Annotated in this window: 1 pseudogene; it reads left to right on the forward strand. The window is 67.6% G+C overall.

From position 1 onward, the window contains the following. A pseudogene (locus L0P92_RS44945) lies at positions 1-343 on the forward strand (transcriptional regulator); the annotation flags it as partial.

Below are 343 nucleotides of genomic sequence, written 5' to 3' on the forward strand. Positions count from 1 at the left end.
GAGGACGTGGAGCGGTTGGTCGCGATGGGGGTGGTCGAGGCGGGCGACGGTGCCGGTGGTGGGGACGGTGGCGGTGAATTCCGTGTCGATCTCGGGCTGCTGCGGTTGGGGGTCGGGCTGCTGGATGTGCCTTTGTCGCAGGAGGCGATTCTCGCTGCGCGCAAGGTTCTCATCGAGCACTCGCGTGCTGTCGCGCATGAGTTGTCGCAGCTGTTCCGGGGGGAGGTGTCGGAGCGTGCGGCGCGGGATGTGCGGTCGTTGTCCGCGTCCATGCAGCCTGTGGTGGTGCAGGCTCTGTTGACGACCTTTCAGCGGTCGTTGCGGGAGGAGTTGCGGGGGTGGG

The sequence above is a fragment of the Streptomyces muensis genome (assembly GCF_021474425.1).
Lineage (GTDB): Bacteria > Actinomycetota > Actinomycetes > Streptomycetales > Streptomycetaceae > Streptomyces > Streptomyces muensis.